General features: G+C 67.1%; 10 protein-coding genes and 3 pseudogenes. 5 read left to right on the top strand and 8 right to left on the bottom strand.

All coding sequences use genetic code 11. The features are described 5' to 3' along the window. Nucleotides 1–86: 86 nt before the first annotated feature. The 4 genes and pseudogenes from AB0F62_RS40715 to AB0F62_RS40700 all read right to left on the bottom strand — a co-directional run. A pseudogene (locus AB0F62_RS40715) lies at nucleotides 87–742 on the bottom strand (IS5 family transposase); the annotation flags it as partial. A gap of 260 nt (nucleotides 743–1002) precedes the next feature. Then, a pseudogene (locus tag AB0F62_RS40710) lies at nucleotides 1003–1253 on the bottom strand (transposase family protein); the annotation flags it as partial. 185 nt (nucleotides 1254–1438) lie between these two features. Next, nucleotides 1439–3313 (bottom strand): TerD family protein, encoded by a 1875-nt coding sequence (locus AB0F62_RS40705; protein WP_361811272.1) that lies wholly within the window; start codon nucleotides 3311–3313, stop codon nucleotides 1439–1441. Between the two features lie 135 nt (nucleotides 3314–3448). Further along, entirely contained in the window at nucleotides 3449–3913 is a 465-nt protein-coding gene (locus AB0F62_RS40700) for a DUF3761 domain-containing protein (RefSeq protein WP_361811270.1), read from the bottom strand. A 346-nt stretch (nucleotides 3914–4259) separates the two neighbouring features. Between AB0F62_RS40700 and AB0F62_RS40695 the strand changes: the two genes are divergently transcribed. Beyond that, nucleotides 4260–5480, top strand: a complete 1221-nt coding sequence (locus tag AB0F62_RS40695) for a VWA domain-containing protein (RefSeq protein ID WP_361811268.1) — start codon at nucleotides 4260–4262, stop codon at nucleotides 5478–5480. A gap of 124 nt (nucleotides 5481–5604) precedes the next feature. Here AB0F62_RS40695 and AB0F62_RS40690 read toward each other — a convergent pair. Next, a pseudogene (locus AB0F62_RS40690) lies at nucleotides 5605–6209 on the bottom strand (helicase associated domain-containing protein); the annotation flags it as partial. Between the two features lie 602 nt (nucleotides 6210–6811). After that, nucleotides 6812–8227 carry a restriction endonuclease gene (locus AB0F62_RS40685; RefSeq protein ID WP_361811266.1) on the bottom strand — a complete coding sequence of 472 codons (1416 nt, stop codon included), beginning with the start codon at nucleotides 8225–8227 and terminating at the stop codon, nucleotides 6812–6814. A gap of 834 nt (nucleotides 8228–9061) precedes the next feature. Here AB0F62_RS40685 and AB0F62_RS40680 point away from each other — a divergent pair. Next, nucleotides 9062–11596: a restriction endonuclease gene (locus tag AB0F62_RS40680; RefSeq protein WP_361811264.1), complete on the top strand. Its 2535-nt coding sequence runs from the start codon at nucleotides 9062–9064 to the stop codon at nucleotides 11594–11596. 737 nt (nucleotides 11597–12333) lie between these two features. On the opposite strand, the gene AB0F62_RS40675 is transcribed toward AB0F62_RS40680, so the two are convergent. Both AB0F62_RS40675 and AB0F62_RS40670 read right to left on the bottom strand, forming a co-directional pair. After that, the gene (locus tag AB0F62_RS40675; RefSeq protein ID WP_361811261.1) at nucleotides 12334–12681 is read right to left on the bottom strand and encodes a hypothetical protein; all 348 of its coding nucleotides are present in this window, start codon (nucleotides 12679–12681) and stop codon (nucleotides 12334–12336) included. A gap of 363 nt (nucleotides 12682–13044) precedes the next feature. After that, the gene (locus AB0F62_RS40670) at nucleotides 13045–13434 is read right to left on the bottom strand and encodes a hypothetical protein (protein ID WP_361811259.1); all 390 of its coding nucleotides are present in this window, start codon (nucleotides 13432–13434) and stop codon (nucleotides 13045–13047) included. Nucleotides 13435–13812: 378 nt separating this feature from the next. Between AB0F62_RS40670 and AB0F62_RS40665 the strand changes: the two genes are divergently transcribed. The 3 genes from AB0F62_RS40665 to AB0F62_RS40655 are packed head-to-tail and all read left to right on the top strand — an operon-like array spanning nucleotide 13813 to nucleotide 15265. Further along, entirely contained in the window at nucleotides 13813–14094 is a 282-nt protein-coding gene (locus AB0F62_RS40665; protein ID WP_361811257.1) for a hypothetical protein, read from the top strand. Next, nucleotides 14091–14621 (top strand): sigma-70 family RNA polymerase sigma factor, encoded by a 531-nt coding sequence (locus tag AB0F62_RS40660; RefSeq protein ID WP_361811255.1) that lies wholly within the window; start codon nucleotides 14091–14093, stop codon nucleotides 14619–14621. The genes AB0F62_RS40665 and AB0F62_RS40660 overlap by 4 nt, the downstream gene beginning before the upstream one ends. Then, nucleotides 14618–15265 (top strand): hypothetical protein, encoded by a 648-nt coding sequence (locus AB0F62_RS40655; RefSeq protein WP_361811253.1) that lies wholly within the window; start codon nucleotides 14618–14620, stop codon nucleotides 15263–15265. The genes AB0F62_RS40660 and AB0F62_RS40655 overlap by 4 nt, the downstream gene beginning before the upstream one ends. Nucleotides 15266–15460: the final 195 nt, after the last annotated feature.

The following is a 15460-nucleotide window of genomic DNA, read 5'->3' as shown; positions in this document are numbered from 1 at the left end:
AGAAATTCGACGAGGTCACCGCCTTCACCCCACCAACGAGACCCCAACTCGCCACTGCTGCTTGACCCGATAGCTGCATGGGGTGTCTTGTCCGCGCTGACACTGTCCGGCCGGGTGCGGGGCCGACCAGGCCCTATGCACGGCACGCAGATCTTCTCCAGCACGGCCTCGAACTGCGGGCTGTTCCCGCGTTGACCCGGCGTCAAAATGATCGACAGTGGACGGCACCGGCCGTCGGCTGCCAGGTGGATCTTCGTGGTGAACCCGCCGCGGGAACGACCTAAGCACTCGCCTGGCTGACCACCTCCGCCAGGCGGACGGACAGACTCACCAGCGCCGGATCGCCCAGGTTTGCCCCGCCGTGGTGCCCCTTTTCAGGAGCAATGACCGGCGGGGCGGCTTTGCGGGCACCGGCGGCATGCTGGTGGGCGCGGGCCGTCGTGGAGTCCACCGACACATCCCAGTCGATCCTGCCCTCGGCGTTCTCGGCCGCCTGCACCCGTGTCAGCAACATCTCCCACGTACCATCCGCCGACCAGCGGCGATGCCGCTTGTAGACCGTTTCCCACGGCCCGAAGCGTTCCGGCAAGTCCCGCCATGGCACCCCGGTCCTGACCCGGAACAACACCCCGTTGATGACTCTCCGGTGCTCGCTCCACCGACCGCCACGTATACCGCCGCGAGGCAGGAGCGGCTCCAGCCGCCCCCACTCCGCGTTCGTCAGATCTCCTCGGCCAACCATGTTGAACAGCCTCAACGCACACGCATGATCACATCAGGAGATCCGAGAAACAGGACCTAGGTGCCGGCGCTCCTGCCGGAGATCCGGATGAACTGGGACCCCAAGACCGTCCGCGAACGCGGTGAGAGCGCCCTGCAGAATTGGCCCGGTGGTCGCCGACTTCTTCCGGCAACTGCTCAACCGCCCGCCCGGCGACTATTCCTGAAGCGGTACCCCGGCACCGCCCCCTGTCCTGTGTACAGGTAGCAGGGGACGTGGGTCAGGCCCGGGGCGCGGTGGGCCAGGAGGTCGATGACGGCGTGCACGTAGGCGTGGGCGGTGCCCACGCTGATCCGGAAGCCGGCCGCGATCTGCGCGAGGGTGTCGTGCTTGCGCAGGTACACCAGTGCGACCAGGGCCGGCTGCGAGGGGCGGAGCTTGCAGCGTCGGTCACCCTCCGGGTGACGATCAGCATCGTCACCCACTCAACCAGCGCGTGAGGCAGGTCCAGTGCGGCAGGAGGGGTAACCAAGGGGGCCCCGGCCGCAGAGTTGAGACGTCAGACATCTCGCTCAACCGCCGGGGAGCCTCGCCCGTTCTGCACGGGTCGTCGACTATCTGGCCATCACCCGATCGGTGGCCCCGCTGAAAAGGCCTGTTCTGGCGGCTGCGGCACAGCGCTCGTGCAGGGGATATGTCCAGGCAGATTCCCGATGGCTATTCGGTGGTGACGCCGTGGGCGCGGGCGAGGGCGTCGAGGCCGTCGGCCCAGCCTTGGCCGATGGCGCGGAGTTTCCAGACGGGTCGGTCGCCTGCGGTGTGGCGGTAGATCTCGGCGATGGCCATGGCGCGGATGTGGGGGTCGGCGGGGGGCTGGAACGTCCAGGCCTCGCCGGTCGCGCAGGTGATGTGCAGGGCGGCGTGGGTGAGGGCACCGCAGGTCAGGCCTGTGTCGACGTCCATGTTGATGGCGAGGGTGACGCGCTGGATGTGCGGGGGCAGGGCAACGGCGTGGAGGGCCGCACGCTCCACCGTGTGGGGGCCTTCGGTCTGCTTGCCGAGGAGGCGGGCCGCTGCGTGGGCGGTGGAGGGCTGGTTGTAGAAGACGAAATCCTCGTCGCAGGTGACCTGGCCGTCGGTGTCGGTGAGGAAGAGGGTGAGGTCGGCGTCGGCGCCGGCGAAGCTGAAGTCGATGAGCAGTTGCTGCCAGGCCTCTTCGGGCAGGACCAGGTTCTGTCCCGGGGTGAGCGCGGTGGCCTGCGAGGCGGACGGTGCGACGGGAGCGTGGGTGGGTGCTGTAGGCGTGGCCGGTGGGCCCGGGTGAGTGAGGCTTTGGTCCCTCCACTCGGCGAAGGGCCGGATCCGGTACGGGTCCGACGGGGGAGCGGAGTGTGCGCCGGGCACGTTGGCGCGGACGCCGGTGTCCAGGTCGGCCAGGGACGCGTCACCGGAGGAGGTGTCGTCCTGGGCGTGGTCGAGGAGGCTTTGCAGGCCGGGCAGGCGGCTGGTGTCCAGGGGCTTGATGGTGCCGGACAGGTTCCCGGATGCGGTGGTGGTGACCGAGCAGGCGACGTCCTGGCCGATGTCGAGGAACCGCAGGGCGTCGTTCGGCTCCCGCCAGGGGCCGGCTTCGACGGCTGCGCGCGTCCAGCGGCCGTAGGCCACGAAGGCGAGCCGCTGTGTGTCCGGCAGGCGGGTGAGGACGGCCAGGTCGATGGCGGTGATCCCGGGTGCGGTGGCGAACGCTTCCTTGAGGGTGGCGATGATGTTCGATCCCATGGAGGTGAGCCACCACAGGGTGCGGTCCCGCTTGCTGAGCGTCTTGAGGGTGGGGCGTCCGCTGGAGGTGACACCGGGCGCCTGGTCGGGAAGGGAGTCGATGTCCTGCTGCCGCATCACCACGGACAGGACCGAGCCGTCGACCCCGACCGCGCAGCCGGAGGCGGGGTTGTCGGCGAAGGCGTAGTTGATCACCTCGCACACGGTCTCCTCGTCGTTTCCGGTCAGGCCCTGCCACCACTGGTCGGCCTCGGCGACCAGCCGGCCGTGGACGGTGCGCAGCCGGGCCTCTTCAGCGGCGAGGTAGGCCGGGGCGTCCTCCTCCGCCCTCCGCTTGGCCGCCGCCCGTTCGGCGCGAGCGAAGACTCCGAGCCCGGCAAGGTGGTGGGCCTGGGCTTCGGCCAGCGCCCAGGCCAGTCCCAGCTGCGGCGGCCCCGGCACCACCGGCGGGTGCACCGGGAAGAAAGCCTGCAGGTGGACGCTGGTCGTCTGCCGCCGCAGCTCCTGCAACTGGGCGATCGCCGCGTCCCGTTGCGCCGCCTGCTGCGCCCGCTCGGCCTGCCGACGGGCACGGTCCAGCTGCGCCGCCGAAGGAGCCACCGCCCGTGTACGCGTGGTGCGGCTCGTGCTGGTGCGCCGACGTCCCCCACCCACGGAACTGGAGGCGTAGAACGGGCCGACCCCGGAGGAGATCCGCGTGCCACCGCTGCCCATGCTGATGCGCGCCGCCCGGGGCCCTACGGATGTGCGCACGCCCCGGGTCGAGACCCGCACGCTCATCCCCGGCACGCCCACACGAAAGCCGAAAGCCATGGTTCCACTCCGTCCTCGCTGTGAATTGGGGAGTACCGGCCCCGTATCGCCGTCGTGCCGTTCGGACCGCAGCCCTGCGCACCGCACAGGGCTGCGGTCCGTCTCCTGGCCCCGTTGGTTGATCTGCCGCACCTGCTACCGGTAGAAGACGGCGACTCCACCGTGATGGGAACAAGCGCCCTGGTGGTGGGCGGCGTAGCTGTAGGTGCCGTCGTTGCACAAGGCGGTGGCACCGGCAGGATGAGAGGTACCGCCGCCCGAGCTCGACGAGCCGCCGCCGGTGGTCGAGGAGCCACCCGACGACGAACCGCCGCCGCTCCCCCCTGAGGAGCCGCCGGCCGACTTGCGCGTCGCGGTCGAAGCGGGCTTGGCCGTCTTCGTCACGGTCACCGTGGGATGCGGCGTGGCCGTCTGAGTCACCGTCACGGTGGGCGCCGGAGCCGGGGTCTTCGTCGCTGTGGCCGTGACCGTGACCGCCGGGCGCGGCGTCGAGCCGGCTGCGCTCGAGCCCCCGGTGCCGAAGGCGGCGCCCACCACAAGCAGCGCCAGGGCACCCGCCCACACGCGCTTGCGCTTGTGGAGCGGACGGATATCAGGCATACGGACAGGCTCAGGCGGGCGGACCGCCCACTGCGGACCTGGCTGGTACTGGCTCATGCGACGACCCCCACGACGAACACCGGACCACCTTGTCCGGACAGTTGAGAACTTTACAAATTCTCCCTGCAAAGCACACAACCCCGTTACATAATCGGGACCACCTGGCAGAGCTGCCCGGCCACCCGGTGGGTGCCACACGCTCGCGCGGCCGCCCTCGCCAGGCGAGGTCGCCGCACGCGCTGCCGCTCGGGTGCTGTGCCGGAGAGTTTTGGAAGCGTCTGCACATGTCTGCGGTGGACGCTACGGTTTGTACCACGATGATCTAACAGGCCGCTGGGATGTGGGAATGATCGTGCTGAACAAGGGCGCGAACGCGCCCCTCGCCACCGGGCCGGTGACGTTTCAAGTCACACCCGCAGGGGCGGCTTTGGACGTGTCCGCACTGCTCCTGGGACCAGGTGGCAAGGTCCGCAGTGACGACGACCTCGTGTTCTACAACAACCCTTCGCACGATGGGGTGACCATCTCGGCCGACACCGTTGTGGCGGATCTGCCCCGGATTCCCGCCGGGGTGGACTCAGTCGTCGTTGTCGCCAGCGCCGATCCCCAGCACCCGGGCATGTACTTCACGAAGGCACCGGAACTGACCGTGACCCAGGCCAGCAAAACGAGCCTGGGCTTCACACCCCCGGACTTCATGGACCGCGAAACAGTCGTCGTTCTGGCAGAGCTCTACCGCCGAAACGGGGCATGGAAAGTCCGCGCGGTCGGCCAAGGCTACGCGTCGGGCCTTGCCGGCCTCGCCACCGACTACGGTGTCGACGTAGACGACGACGGGTCGACAGGTACGACGGTTCCGCAACGATCTTCCCCCGGCCGCAGCACGGCGGCAGCCGGTGGCGCCGTCAGTCTGGCCAAGGTGGAGCAGATGGCGCCCGCGCTGCTGGCGCCGGCACGCCAAGCCGGGCACGCACTGCAGGGCGCGGGCCTGAACGGTAAGCGTGCCGCGGTGTATCTCATCCTTGACCACGACTACTACATGAAGGACTTCTACGAGTCCTTCGCGGTCCAGGCGTTCGCTGAGCGGGTGTTGGCGTTGTCGGCGAACCTCGACGACGACGGCACGGTACCCGTGATCTTCGCCAGCGGGGACGAGCCCTTCGTCGAAGAGATCCGCCTGGACAACTACCGCGGCAGGATCGGCCAACTACACACCCAGGTCGACTGGGGGTGGGGCAACGTCGGCGAGGCCATGCGGCGAGCCGCCCGGCACTACCAGGAATCGGGAGCAACCGACCCGGCATTCGTCGTGGTCCAGGTCGGGGACGAACCGTGGGACAAAGCCGAAGTCCGCTCCCTGCTGCAGAACACCGCCAGCCTCGGCGTCTTCTGGCTTTTTGTCGGATTCGGGCGCGGCAAGCTCGCCTTCTACAAGAACCTCAACGCCTCGACATCCGTCACCTTCACCAACGTCGCGTTCTACGACGCCAGCAACAACCCAGGATCCGTACCAGGTGAACGCTTCTACACCGGCATCGTCGACGCGTTTGGTACCTGGATGAGATAACTACGACCCAGGCTGGAACAACTGCTGGGGCAGTCTGTACGGGGTGTTGGGTGAACAGCTCATGCGCACCGCGCTACCGAAGGACCTGCGTCCCATGCGCACTGACCGTCCCAGCATCACGGTTCTACGCCCACTCGATACCCAGATCCCGTAGAGCGCTCAACTGCTCTGCGCTGAGCTTGTGCGCCTCGACTTGGTGTTCGAAACCCACACCCCCAGCCGCACAGCCACCGGCTCCGCCTCGCCTTGGACGGCGATGGGTTCGGTGTGTCCTCTGGGTACGGGCCGCCCCGCTCCTTCCCGCTCGATCCACTGCGCGAGTGCTGCCAGACCACGCCGGAACGCCTGCGACGCCTTGCTCGATCCCTGCGCTGTGCCCTTCGGCGCCGCGCCCTCGCTCGGCGGGGCGGGTCGGATGCCGAGTGCGCTGAGCCGTCGCTGCTGTTCGGCGCCGAGCTGGGCCCAGCCCTTCGACTGCCGCACCAGCCATGCCCCAAGATCATCGCCGTTGAAGGTGACGCCGGGCTCGATGCCGGCCACTGAGTGGTCGGGCTCGGTCTCGGCGAGGTCGCGTCGTACGGCGTAGTGGCGTTGCCAATCCAGTGGCCAGGAGCAGTTCCAGCCGGGGTCGATCGCCGTCAGCTGCTGCGCTCGGGCGGTCGCGCGTTCGAGGTCTTTGCCGAGGCCGTCTTCGCGGCGGAGGTTGGCCAGGTGCTGCCCGATCGGCACCGGCCTGGTTCCGTTGTCGAGGGCTTCGCCCCACGCTGCCGTCGAGGCCGCGCCCGAGACCACCGCAGAGGCGACCTCCTCGGAGCGCCCGCCGACGCCCGGGCCCGCTCAGTAGAGTCAGTAGTACCGAGGCCCGATTGCTGCGGTACTCCCCGCTTCGCGGGGCCCGCGCCCTCTTCTCGTCCCTCGGGGAGGCGCCTCTTGCCTCGCTGACAGGCACGCACCTTAAACCAGACGGTGTCCAGCGGGCCGGGCACTCCCCGGGTGAGCCTGAGCTTGTTCGCGCCGTACCGCTCAGCACACCCGATAGCACGTCGACGCCTCGTACGTGCCACATCATCCCGACCACGATACGGGCGCGGGCGACAACGCCCGAAGTTCACCCACGCCAGAACAGACCGCCTTGTACTTCGGCGAGTCAGCAATGCCCGGCTCGGCCGCCGGTTCCGCCTCGCTCCGGATGCACCGCAGACCTGGGCCCTGAGCACCGTTAACGCCTGCCCCGTCATACCCCGGTCGGCGGAGCGGCACGGGTGCAGGGGGCCGACCCGGCATACCGGGGGCAGGGTGGCACAGTCCAGTGGACCGTCGCCGGTGGCTTGCTACCAGTCGGCGACGGGGCGAAGGGCCAGGGCATCGGAGGTGCGCGCACACTCCCACCCGTACAGGCGGTACTCCTCACGGGGCTCATCGAGGGGGTGATGCGACCGCAGGGCGCACACAAGCAGTTCACTATCCGCCACCTGGCCCGGCCACCCGTCCGGGGCCTGCCGGGCATCCCCACGGAACGGATTTTTCACCACCAGGCCCGTGACCCACTCCAAGGGTCCTTCTCCGCCGTCCGGTAGACCCAGGTCACTGTGCGAGACGACGTACCCGGCGACCTCCAGCCGTACGCTCTCCTTGAAGTGGTGCCGGGCGACCGCCGGGCTGTTCAGCGGACGGAAGTAACTGAACGCAGCGCCGTCGAACTGCCCGAGCAGGTGTTGGAGCGGTTGGAGGTCCACCGGGACGCCGGGCAGCTGGAACGCGAGACGGCAGAAGTAGACCACTCGGGACCGATGGCTGGCGATGCCTGCGGTGAGCGTGTAGAAGCCGCCGCCCGGGCACGTGTCGAAGTAGGCGACCTGCTCACTGTGATGAGCATCTTTCAGAGTCTGCTCACGCTGGTGCCAGGCGCGCAGTGTCTCGACGAACTCGCGCGCGCCGCCGCCGTGCCAGTTCACGCCGGCTTGCTGGATGTTCCACTGCGGCTCGGCGCTGGTCCAGCCCATCGAGCCCAGCCCGTACAGCAGCTCGACGATGCCGTCCTCCGTGTACGGCTTGACCGGCACGTCGAGACAGACGCCGCTGCCGCTGCCGTAGGCCCAGTCGACGTCGGGCAGCTCCGGCACGAAGACGAACTCATCGAACCCGCCTTGGGACGTGACGTACGGCAGCGGCTGCAGGTGGGCGTCGAGCAGCCGCGCCTCGGCCCCCGGCAGGCCGGTGGATAGCAGGCGCCGGCGCCGGGGCTGCTGGGCAGTCGCGAGGTGCACGCGGCCGTGGGTGATCAGCTCCTCGCGTTTCGTTTGCAGGAGGCCGGCCAGTGACCTCGGTGTGCTCAGGGCCTGCGTCAGCTCTTCCTCGCCGAGCAGCAGGATCGGCCCCCGGTCCCGTCGGACCCGCAGGTCCTCCACCGCCGAGTCGGTGAAGCCGTTCACGCTGATGATGACGCCGATGACAGCCGGTGAGGCGGCCCGGTCCATCCGGGAGCGGACGGAATCGAAGACGTCGACGTCCGCCTCCCCGCTGTGCCATTTCGCTTCGATCAGGTACCAGGTGTCGCCGTAGCGGGCCACCAGGTCTGTCTGCCGTGGTTTCGCGACCGACGCGTTGCGGTCGACGCGGAAGTGTGCACGCCGGAACAGCTGTTCCAGCAGCTTCTCCAGCTGGTAGCCCCGCTGGTGCGCGGACGGCATCGCCCCGAGCCGTTTGAAGTCCGCCAGCAGCGACGATTCGTGCGCGCGGACGCGCATCCCTTCACCGGCAGCCATGTGCCTCCTCTCGTCCTGTTCCCCGATGACGGACTCTCCCAGGTCCACTGCAGGGCCGGCAGCGCTTTCGGCCCACGTTCACGCCTTCCAGGTGCTACCGGTTGCGGCGGTGGTCACGCCACCAGGCCAGCCGGTGCGCGGACTCCTGAGGGAAGACCGACTGCAGGGCGACGACCCCCAAGCCGAGCGCGAGGCACCCGAACGCGGTGGCGGCAAGCCACCACGGGGCGCAGCAGCCAACCGGGCGAGGCCGGTTCCTCCATCACGCCAGCGGCCGGATCGCTTCTCGTGCGCTCGACCAGCCAGTCCTCGAAGTACTCGAGGTCCACCCGCCGCCGGGCCCGCCAGACCGCCGTGCCACCCCGGCCCGTCCAGTCGTAGTTTGTGCTCCCGTGATGCCTGCGCTGGCGTCGTTCTTCCCTGTCGTCGGCTCGCAGGAAGTCCTGGTAGAGCCTGTCCCAGGGCTTGTCCTGCTCGCACAGAGCCTGCTCCCGTTCCTCGGCCCGGGCACCGGTCAGGTAGAGGCGGGCGAGGGCAGTTGCCGTGTCATAACGCGTCAACGCGTGCCATGACTTCTCCTGCTCCAGAACCTCCGCGACCCGCAGGACATGCTAATCCTCCGGACCGAAGGGAGCATCGGTCAGCTGGTGCTTCGCGCGGATGTCCCGCGCCTGCAGCGGCCAGGCCCGTTCCGGGCGTGCGTGCGTGCGGACCACTGCCCCCTACCGCAGTGTCTGACGTGAGAGCATCGCTTGACCGGCACTACACGGATCCCCCGAGGTGAGTTCGGCTGTCCGCTGCGGTGGTGGAACAGATGTGACGAAGCGCTGGGGGATGTGTATGGGCCTGTCCCACGATTGGGGCGATGATCCGGCTGGTTGGGAGGTCCTCGATGATGCGCATCCGCTGAGCCAGCCGCCGACCCGGACAGCACCTCCGCAGCCTACGACTGCTCCGCTGCGGCTGAACCTTGACCAACTGCCCTGGGAGTCGTTTGAACATCTTCTCGCCCACTTGGTACGTGAGGCCGAAGGGGCGGTAGAAGCTCTTGTTTACGGCAGAAGGGGCCAGGCCCAGGACGGGATCGATGTCGTCGGCTTCTTCGACCAAGCCCGACAGCGCGCACGCGTCTACCAGGCCAAGCGCTACCAGCGTTTCACAGTCGCTGACCTCACTGCCGCGGTAGACACCTACGCCCAGGGCCGACGGCCTTTTGATGCTGCACATTTGGTGATCGTGACTAGCGCGGATACTGCTGACGTCAAGATCGCCGATGAAATGGCCACGCTGAGTACTCGATACCCAGGTCTGAGAGTCGATCTGTGGGGGCGGCAACAGCTCTCTGACATGTTGTATGAGCATCCCCGGGTGGTAACCCGCTTCTTCGGGCACGAAACCGCAGCGATCTTCTGCCGACCTTCTGCCTCACCTCAGGTTTCGGGTTCATCGTCGGTGCCCATGGATGATCACCGGCCGCAGACGGACGCGCTGGGGCGGGTGATTTCCACACTCACCGAACGGGACGCGCTGGGCTTGGAGGTGCATCAGGCACTACAGTCCGGAGGTCCAGCGCGAGGCTCTGCTACGTTGCCGTCTTATCTTGCACGGTCAGCGGTAGACGACGCGCTGCGTGCAGCCGTCCGCCAGTCCGAGCAGCACAGCACCCTGGTCGTCCTGGTCGGAGACTCCTCGGTCGGCAAGACGCGCGCCTGCTGGGAAGCCGTCCGTGCCGAGTTGCCCCACTGGCGGTTGTGGCACCCCCGTGGGACGAACGTAACAACCGCCGTGCTGGAAGGCGTGCGCGGCAATGCTCTCCGGCCTCGCACCGTTATCTGGCTGAACGAACTGCAGAGGTACCTGCTAGCACGGCAGGACGCTGCAGACGTGGCTGTAGAACTGCTCGACCTGGTTATCGACAAGTCCCGGGGGCCGTTCCTAATCCTGGGGACGCTATGGCACACGTATTGGCAAGCCCTCGCCAGGGATCCAGACAGCGAAAACGCGGATGATCCTCACCGGGACGCACGCACTTTTTTGGACATGGCATTGGATATTGCCGTTCCCAACAAATTTACAAGCCAAGAACTGACTGCCGCTAGTGCCATCATTGGCGATGATCCTCGGCTGGCCGTCGCTGCGGACCAAGCGATTGACGGCCGTATTACTCAGTACCTTGCCGGTGTGCCCCTGCTTCTACGCCGCTACCGTCAGGCGGGCACCGCTGCTCGCGCTGTGCTACATGCTGGCTTGCAAGCCCGTCGTCTGGGCCACCAGCTACTGCTCACCGAAGACTTCCTACACTGTGCCGCTGAGGGATACCTCACCGCAGCTGACCGGCTCGATGTGGGCGAAAACTGGTTCAGGACCGCGCTTGATGAACTTACCGCCCGCCAACGCGGCCTGCCCGGACCCCTGGCACGACACCTCCCGTCACCAGGCGAGCCTCAGCCAGCAGCAACGCAATACCGCATTGCCGACGCCGTGGAAGACTATGACCTGCAGACAAGGCCGGCAGGTAAAGCGCCGTCCTCTCTCTGGGCTGCTGCCGCCCGACACAGCCCCAACGTAGAGACGATGTGCGCCCTGGCGGACTCGGCACGCCGCCAGAAAGCCTCTACAGCTGAAGAACTGTTCGTAACTGCAGCGCGCGAGGCAGGCCAGCATCAAGGCCTGCGCTGGCTAATTGATCATCACCAGGAGACCGGGGATTTGGAGGAGGCGGAACGTCTCGCCCAGGTGGCAGTTAAGCTCGGCAGTACCATCGAGTTGCGAAGCGTTGCATTGGCGCTATTCAACGCGCGCCAACACCGTCAGGCAGAAGCCTTGGGCCTTCAACTGGCTCGCGACGACGACACCTCGCTCCTACTAACACTCGGCTATGGAGCCGCTAAAGAGGGGCGCGGCGAAGAGGCCGCTCGCATGTACGAGGCTGCGGCCGAACATGGTGATGACTACGCACTCCGGGGACTGCTTAAGTGCTTGGAACGCAATGGGCAACCAGATACTGCTGAGAGGCTAGCCGTCTCGTACGCCCGATCAGGAAGCCTCATGCCTCTGTTCGAACTGGGTACCGCCCGTGAAAAAGCCGGCAATTATGGCTCGGCAGTACGGCTTTACACCTCCCTTGGCGCTGACATCTGCCGTACCTGGCTGCCCGACCGGGCAAAATACCGCCTCGATACCGGGGACATCACCGGCGCAGAACTCCTCTACGCCATTTCTGCGGAAGCAGGCAGTACACAGGCGCAGCAGCAGCTCAAGCAGCTTCAGCACCGCACTATGCCATGGGCTCAGTCCCATTCAGTACTGCATACGCTGACTGTGCCGCTGAACGGTTTCTCCGGAACGTAGAACACCGTAGCCGAGTGTGGTCCACGGGCTGGGCCGGTTTACTGGGCAAGAGTTTGGCAGACCCCCCGCGACTCGCCCCGGCTTGGAGCAGTTGCCTCGTGACGCGCAGTTCAGCGAGGCGCTGCACGACACTGTCGGGTGGATCTGCGGCTGGCTGCAGCGATTATGTGGTGTGTCAAGGCTCTATCAAGCGGAGCTGAGCCCGGTCCGGCGCTCGTCGCCTTCCAGGGAGCTGACGCCGTGGCGGGACGTGGCCGATCTCACCGTGGAGTCGGCGGTGGCAGTACCAGTCGATCCACTCGGCGGTGGCGAGCTCGACCTCTTTGCTGTCATGGATGCCGATCTGCTGCTGACGTTTTTGGCGATGGTGCGGGTCAGTTGGTTGCCGGTCGGGATAGAGGGAGGGGTGTTGCCGCTGGTCAGGGCCTGCGCCGGGCAGCGTCGGCCACTCCTGGTCGCAGCCTCGCCAGCTTGGCCTGAACCCCGCACGCCACCAGGACATCCAGGGTGCCCACCGGTTTGCCCCGTTCCCGCAGATACCCCTTGAACATCCTCCACTGCGCCCGCTCGACCGCAGCTTCTCGCCCGGGCAGGCAGGCAGGTCGCACTCCACTTCGGCTCCCCCTCCAACCGGCGGGCTCGCTTCGGCTCGGCCCGGAACAGCGGCCTGAACTCCTTGAGGACGTCCTTCGTCCCGAACGCCACCTTGGCCGTGACGGTGGTAGTGCCTGCGTCGTTCATACCGCCATCGTCCCGCCCCGGCTTGCAAACCAGCCCCAGCCCTGCCGTCCGGCGCCGCTGAGGATGAGGGTGGGGAGTTTACCCAGGAGGGCGGGGGCGGCCGCGCCGAGGCCGAGGGCCCACCAGGGGGATATGGGGGCGGTGCAGGCGGCCGCGCAGGCCAGGCCGGCGCCGATGGTGATGCGAAGGACGCTGGCGATGCCGTAGGCCAGCGGGCTGGGGTCGGTGTCTTTCTCTCGCTGCCACGGCAGGCGGCGGTGTTTCCGTACGGTGGTGATGTAGTCCAGCGCCTCGGTCGCGAGGCCGCCGAACGCGCCCCATAAAGTCGGTTTCAGCCACTCCATGCACTGACGGTAGCGGCCCGGTGCCGACTCCAGGGAGCTGTTAGACGTTTCCTGCTGCTCCTGCTATCGGTGAAGTGCCCGTCGTCGAGGGGCCGGTCCGCCGGCATTCAACCGTAGTAGACACCCCGGCACAGCTGGGGCCTGCTGCGATCCGGGAGGTCATCCGCCACCCTCGCCCAGGCCCGCCGCAGCGCCAGCCTCGACAAACGCCAGCGCACTCTGACCGCACTTGCCGCGCTCGAACACGACGGAGCCAGGATCACCTTCACGGCTGTCGCCCGCGCCGCGGGCGTCTCCACGTGGCTGACCTACACAGCAGGCGTACGCGAGCACATCGAGGCAGCCAGGCGACGCCAGTACACCTCAGCCGCACCCGCCCGGCACGACGATCCGCCCACCGCACCAGCAGCACTGCGCATCGAACTCGACCTGGCCCGCCAAGAAATCCAGCAGCTGCGGGCCGACCGAGACCGGCTCAGCACCGCGGTGCGCCACCAGCTCGGGCAACAACTCGACATTCTTGCCGCAGGTGATCTGACCGCCCGCATCGACGAGCTCACCCAGTCCAACCAGCAGCTCGCCAGCCAGCTTCGGCAAGCGACCGCCGAGAACACCACCTTGCAAGAACGCCTCACCGTTGCGGAAGCCGATCTCACTGCCACCCGCACCAGCCTGCGCCGGATGATCCGCACCGAGAACACCGCCCGGTAAGCGACGGACACAGTCGATGCAACACGCCACCGCACAGGCCATGCACGAGGACGACAGAGCGAAGCCGACGCCCGCCCGGAAAAACGGCAGGGCTCCTGACGGGCGACCCCGCCTGGGCTATCAGACCTCCCATACCGGGCCGCTCCTGCCCTGAGGTTCGGGCGTCCTGGGGACGGCCCTGGCGCCCGTGCGCTACGCGCCGGCGTCCCGCGGATCCCCTTCCCGTCGCAGCACTGATTCTTTTCTGGCGCGTCTCCGGTGCTGTGACCTGCGAAAACAGTGTGACATTCGGGGTGTGGCGGGGGCAGTTTGGAAAAAAACTTGGTCTCCGGCATCCGGATTCGGCCTCCGGCGGGCGTGTAAGGGGTGAGGGCCTTGCGTCCTCGTCAACGAGTTCGTCACTACTGGGAGGCCTTGTCGATGACTTGGTCGTACTGGGCAGGGGCGGGCGGGATTCCCGCCATGCTCCTGCTGTACTACGCGATGCGCCGTGGCCGGGGTGTCGTGGAGTTGCTTGTGAAGGCGCACGTCGAGACCAGGGTGGAGCGCGAGCAGCGCGCCACCATGGTCGCGATGGCGCAGTCCCTGCCCGACGGCGGCGCCGCCGCCCGCTTCGAGCAGGGGCGGCCGGCCTGGCTGTTCCGCAAGGATGCAGCCGACCCGGCAGGCCGCCGGGCCATCGCCACGCGGGAGGCTGCGTGAGCGAGGCCGCACCGGGAGCGGACTTCGAGTCCTTCGTCCTCGAGACCATCGAGGCATTCTCCCGACTGGCCCGGGCCAAGGCGGGCGACCTGCACAGCGCCCAGGACGCTGTGCAGGTCGCCTACCTGAACATGTACCGCCGGTGGGAAGAGATTTCTGCAGGCCAGGGGTCCCTCACCGCGTACGGCCGCAAGGTAGTCGAGCGGGCGGTCATCGACCAGTTCCGCCGGAACCAGCGGATGGTCATGGTACCGGTACCGGTTCATGAACTGCCCGAAATCGAATCAGGCATCGGTATTCCGGATGCCGCGTACGAAATGGTGAAGGAAGGAATCGACGAACTTGTCGCAAGCCTTCCCGAACGGCAGCGCGAGGTCGTCACCCTGTGTGTTCTGCAGGACCTCAGCACTGCAGAGGTTGCACAGCGCCTCCAGATCAAGGAGGAGTCGGTGAAGCGCTACATCAAAGCCGCCACCACCAACCTGAAGAAGTCCATCAACGAACACGGCGAGGAGGTAACCGTATGACGCACCTGTCCACTTGGACGCACCAGCCCGAGGAGCGAGGAACCATCCGGTTCCTCGCCCTGTGGCTGCTCATCGAAGGTTCTGAGCAGGCAGTTTCCAAGGGTCCTCGGATCGGCGAGGACCCTGTCCAGGCGGAGGGGGGCCAGCCTGCGGGCTGGCCCCCGGCCCCCGCCCCCTGCCCGGAAAGCGACGGAAACGGAAATCATCGAATCGGTGCAGTACATGAACTGCATTCTCTCCTGAAGAAGGAAGTCGATGATTCCGCAACACCGCAAGATACACGTCGCGTAGCTGAAATCCTTGAGTTCCTGGACAGGGATGACGAAGCGCGAAGCTGGTGGGAAAAGGCAGCTCTCAAGGGTGACGAAGATGCGCGAGACTATCTCAGTGTCCTCGACTCCGAGAGGGATGATCAGCTTCCGGAATGCAGCGGGCAAGAGAAAGAGCGCGAGGGTGAATCTCTTACATCGGTCCTAGGTTCATTCGCATGTCGATCCGCCAGTAATCGCCTACCTGTAGACAGAGTTGATTCGGCGTTGGGGAATGCCGGAGTTGAACTGTCTGAAGCAACGCAAGTCCTGGTGCGCGAGATCGAGGACTTCCTGACGCACCTGGACCACACCACTGGCGGGCCGCGATGCTGACCCACTGCTGCGTGCCGTGCCTACCGACAGGAGAGTCTGTATAGACCAGCCTCCGTGAGGCCTTCGCACGAGAAGGCCAGACGACTCGTTGAAGTGGCGGCCCATCCCCGCGGGGCGGCCGCGCTCGAGGCGGAGCTGCGGCACGGCCGGGTGTCCCTCGCGGAGGCGGGGGAGGGCGCGGCGCGCTTCTCGGCG

It is taken from the genome of Streptomyces sp. NPDC026673 (assembly GCF_040638135.1).
In the GTDB taxonomy this organism is placed as follows: domain Bacteria; phylum Actinomycetota; class Actinomycetes; order Streptomycetales; family Streptomycetaceae; genus Actinacidiphila.
This window is presented reverse-complemented; position numbering and strand designations above follow the sequence as displayed.

Bases quoted from the DNA above. Each gene is read 5' to 3' on its own strand.
- AB0F62_RS40705 (WP_361811272.1), bottom strand. From the start codon at position 3,313: ATGGCTTTCGGCTTTCGTGTGGGCGTGCCGGGGATGAGCGTGCGGGTC.
- AB0F62_RS40700 (WP_361811270.1), bottom strand. From the start codon at position 3,913: ATGCCTGATATCCGTCCGCTCCACAAGCGCAAGCGCGTGTGGGCGGGT.
- AB0F62_RS40695 (WP_361811268.1), top strand. From the start codon at position 4,260: ATGATCGTGCTGAACAAGGGCGCGAACGCGCCCCTCGCCACCGGGCCG.
- AB0F62_RS40685 (WP_361811266.1), bottom strand. From the start codon at position 8,227: ATGCGCGTCCGCGCGCACGAATCGTCGCTGCTGGCGGACTTCAAACGG.
- AB0F62_RS40675 (WP_361811261.1), bottom strand. From the start codon at position 12,681: ATGGAGTGGCTGAAACCGACTTTATGGGGCGCGTTCGGCGGCCTCGCG.
- AB0F62_RS40670 (WP_361811259.1), bottom strand. From the start codon at position 13,434: ATGGCCTGTGCGGTGGCGTGTTGCATCGACTGTGTCCGTCGCTTACCG.
- AB0F62_RS40665 (WP_361811257.1), top strand. From the start codon at position 13,813: ATGACTTGGTCGTACTGGGCAGGGGCGGGCGGGATTCCCGCCATGCTC.
- AB0F62_RS40655 (WP_361811253.1), top strand. From the start codon at position 14,618: ATGACGCACCTGTCCACTTGGACGCACCAGCCCGAGGAGCGAGGAACC.